The 3,666-nt window shown below is 62.6% G+C and carries 4 protein-coding genes and 1 pseudogene; all 5 read right to left on the bottom strand.

The genetic code is table 11. The annotated features are described in order from the left end of the window. A pseudogene (locus tag ENZ75_RS34720) lies at positions 1–208 on the bottom strand (thermonuclease family protein); the annotation flags it as partial. Positions 209–265: 57 nt separating this feature from the next. After that, on the bottom strand, positions 266–949 hold the full coding sequence (locus ENZ75_RS35315) for an ABC transporter substrate-binding protein (protein ID WP_245481214.1): 684 nt from the start codon (positions 947–949) through the stop codon (positions 266–268). 604 nt (positions 950–1,553) lie between these two features. Further along, complete coding sequence (locus tag ENZ75_RS24885; RefSeq protein WP_063170328.1) at positions 1,554–2,312, bottom strand: transglycosylase SLT domain-containing protein; 759 nt, start codon at positions 2,310–2,312, stop codon at positions 1,554–1,556. Positions 2,313–2,344: 32 nt separating this feature from the next. Further along, positions 2,345–2,716 (bottom strand): hypothetical protein, encoded by a 372-nt coding sequence (locus tag ENZ75_RS24880; protein ID WP_027163714.1) that lies wholly within the window; start codon positions 2,714–2,716, stop codon positions 2,345–2,347. 60 nt (positions 2,717–2,776) lie between these two features. Continuing rightward, positions 2,777–3,666 (bottom strand): type I secretion C-terminal target domain-containing protein (locus ENZ75_RS35665; RefSeq protein ID WP_164887980.1); only part of this gene is annotated, 890 nt, incomplete at its 5' end.

Raw genomic sequence — 3,666 nt, 5'->3', positions numbered from 1 at the left:
GTGGTGGAGCGATCAGGTCTTGAGCAACCTTGCGCGCCGGCTCCAGGCGTTGTGCGCCGGCAACCGGGGCAAACGGCCGGACAGGCTGCGTGTCGTCAACATCTGGCGACCGGGCACGGACAGGCTGATCGACCGAAAGCAACGCCCCGCCCTGAATGATCAGCAGGATCCCGGCCAGGAGCAGGAGGCTTCCAAGTGCGATCGCCAAGCGGCTGCGGCCCGGCCTGGCCATCAGCTTGAACAGGATCCCAGGGATTTGCGCCGGTCAGAAACCCGACGTCGATTTGGCAACCAGCTTGAGCGCACCTTTTTCAATCCGATAGAACGGCATCGAGCGTTGGCTGGATCCGTCGGCCCGAAACCGGAACAGGCCGGTCGACCCGCGAAAGCCGTTTGGATTCTCGAGAGTTTTTTTGCTGAAACCATCGGGCCCGACCGCGCTGGCAATCCCTGCCGTCAGGGCAACCATATCATAGGCGTAGGCCACATTGACGTCAGCCGGATAGTTGTATGTCGTCCTGAAGCGGTCGGCGATCGGCCCGGTTTCGCTTGGATCGAGCGTGGCGATAAACGCCCCCTCGAAGAGCGGATCCATGGGGTGCTCCAGCCAACGGTTCGTCCCGACGACGGAGATCGTCTTTCCCGGAATGCCCTTCGATTTGAGGGCGGCAAGGACAGGCGACGGACTGCCATTGCCGCTGGCGACGATGACGGCGTCGGGGGCGTCCACGAGTGAGCCCATTTCGTCGACCGTCTTCGCGCCGTCGCCGGCAGAATATCGGAGAGTGACCGCGAGCGCCGCGCCGTAGATGCTGAGGCTGTTTGCGACCCGCTTCTCCATGGCGCCGGCGTTTGGGCCATCCGCGACAAGCAGTACGAACTTCTTGCTGCCTTTCGCGGCCAGTCCCGCGGCGCCCGCGGCGGCGCTGTCCGCTTCGCCAAGGAGCACGGCATAGACCCGGGGCCGCCGGCGAAATTGTCGGCGAGCGCCAGGACCGGTGGCCGCTTCGACCCCGACAGCGTGGCAATATGCTGGGCCGCCGGCAGCTCGGTCGGGCCGATGACGACTTTAGACCCCGTCGTAATGGCCGTAACCGCCAGTTTGCCGGCCAGTGCGCTGTCGCCTTTGGTGTCTTCTACCGTCAGCGCCAGCAATCCGTTGCCGATATCCGTCATCGCCAGCTTGGTCGCATCGAGCATCTTCCTGCCGTTTTCCCCGGCCGTTCCAGGGGCGGACAGCGGCAGCAGCATCGTGACTTTGGTCGAGCCGGTGCCCATCGACTGGGTCGCCTGGACGGGACCGGCGCCGGCGGCGCCGTTCTGCCCGGCAGGCGCGGTAACCGCCGCCGGATCGAGCACTTCGGACACGCCGCCCTTCGACTGGCAGCCCGACACGATCGCGGCGAGCGCCAAGGCGATTGCCCATGTCCGCGGACGGTGGACCTGTCGGCCAGCTTCCATGAATGCTCCACCCCTATGTGCCGCCGGATATTGTTCCCGGTCTGGTCTTCAACGCATGTTACGGCGGACTTGCAGTGCCGTCTGTAGTTCTTTTAGCCGCCGAAAAGCCTGCCTCTGAGCGCCCTGATCTGCCTTGCTTGCCCGGCACTTCGATAGTCGGCGCATTTCATGTATCGCGGCCCGGGCACGAACACGCGGCGCACGCAAACGCCCTTTCCCTGGGCAGGGGCTCCACCCTCCCCGCCTGGCGAAAACGCGGAAAAGCCGAATGTCGCCACCGGCAAGGGGCCGGTCACTTCGATCCCTTCCCTTGCCAGGATTGCCCGCGCACGCTGGCAGTAGCGGACTGAAAGGGCCGAGAACCGGCTTTCATTGTGCCCGGCGCGATACTTCATGACGGTGGTGCAGAGATCACCCGCGGCGAGCCTGTTGGCCTGTGCAAGATATTTGACCCCCAGCGCGATGTTGGCCGCCGGCGCGCTGAGATCGTCGAGGGAACCTCGAAAGCCGAGCATCCTGGCGGTCGCCGGCATCACCTGCATCAGGCCGACTTCGCCATCGGCGCCTTGCACGCCGGGATCGAAGCCGCTTTCGATCTCCATCACCGCATGCGCCAGCATCGGCTCCAGGCCATAGATCGATGCCTGGCAACTGGCAAACGCCTTGAAAGCCTGCCGGGTCCACTCCGTGGCAGTGTCACAGTGTGCCGGCCGCGTCAGGCTGGACGGCTGCTGTTGTTCCACAAAAGGCCGTTCCAGCCAGTTGGCGTGGGCCAGCGTGACAGTGAGGCCAAAGCCGACGAACGCGATCCCGCCTGCGATCGCCTTCGAGAATGATCCGGCGGCTGTCATGATGGCCAACAGGCGTGGGTTCGCCTATCCGGTCAGTGCATGTACTCGACCATGCGATCGTGAAAACACTCGCATTTGTTGAGGGTGTCTTCGTCCTTGTAGTTCGTCTTCAGGTAGCCGTAAGCCATGCCGCAGGCGACCTTGGCTTCCGATGCCCAGACGAAGACGGGCCGGGACGAGTTGATCCACTCCGAGCTGTTGGCGGCGGCGACCGACTCGTCCATCAGCTTCACCACCTGCTGCTTCAGATCGACGATGTTGTCGTTCAAGACCAGATTGGACGTGCCGACGACCCGGCAATAATCGCCTGTCGGACCTTCGATGATGTCGGCGGCATACCCCGTCGACCCGACTGCCAGCAACAGCGTCGCAGCGGAAACAAGCAGTCTTGCAGAACGTTTCATGTTTAGCTCCCCTAAATATTAGCGACGTATAACATAATCGCATGGTTGTGCGCTATGCCGTTAGACCAGGTTTGCGGTTGTCTGATGCTGGGTTATGCCATCGTCGTAGAGCAGCGTGATCGTGTTGGCAGCGGGCAGGTTCGTCAGCGTTGCCACGTCGACGAAGTTGGCGCCGCCGGTGCTGCCGTTGGCATCGACACTGAGCGTACCCGTCCCCGCATTGTAGTTCACGAAGTCACCGATATTGGCTCCTCCAGGCGCCGTGTCAAACAGGGCGGTCAGGTCAATCTTGTCGCCATGTCCTCCCACGCCGCTGAAATCAGTGATGAGGTCCTTGATGTCGATATTCTCAAGCCGGAACGTATCGGCGCCGGCTCCTCCGGTCAGGGTGTCCTGGCCGAGACCTCCTATGAGAAGGTCGTTGCCGTCGCCGCCGCTGAGCAGGTCGTTGCCGGCTCCGCCGCTGAGGAAGTCATTGCCGCCCCGGCCGACGATGACGTCATTGCCGCCATTACCGCTGAGCTGGTCGATACCGGACGTTCCATAGATCTGGTCGGCCAGCGTTGGGTCACCGTTCACCGAGATCCCGGGATCACCAGGATTGTGCGAGAAGAAGGAGAAATTGACGGAGCGGGCCTGCCAACTGCCGCCATCATTGTCGAAGTAGGACAGGGTCCACGAGTCTCCGGCTGCCGGCGGATGCGCGATCAAGTAGCTGGCAAGCGTCGTAGCGGTGGCATTGCCTGCGCCATCGAGAAGGAAGATGTGATCGTAGTCGACCGTAGCCTTCATCTGACCCGTGGCCGGATCGTAGAACCAAGTCTGCTCGAAGGTCCCAGCGGTCAAATCGTCTTCTACTGCGGCGAAGTGATTGGTGCCAATTCTGATCTCGACCTGAACCTCCTGTTCACGATGCGACCCTGCGCTACTATCTCCGAACGCACCTGGGT

This window comes from Mesorhizobium sp. M7A.F.Ca.CA.002.04.1.1, assembly GCF_004022805.1.
Classification (GTDB): domain Bacteria; phylum Pseudomonadota; class Alphaproteobacteria; order Rhizobiales; family Rhizobiaceae; genus Mesorhizobium; species Mesorhizobium ciceri.
The sequence above is the reverse complement of the archived record's forward strand: the minus strand, read 5'-3'. Positions and strand labels throughout refer to the sequence as shown.

Excerpts from the sequence above, each read along its gene's own strand:
- ENZ75_RS24885 (WP_063170328.1), bottom strand. The coding sequence starts at position 2,312 with ATGACAGCCGCCGGATCATTCTCGAAGGCGATCGCAGGCGGGATCGCG.
- ENZ75_RS24880 (WP_027163714.1), bottom strand. The coding sequence starts at position 2,716 with ATGAAACGTTCTGCAAGACTGCTTGTTTCCGCTGCGACGCTGTTGCTG.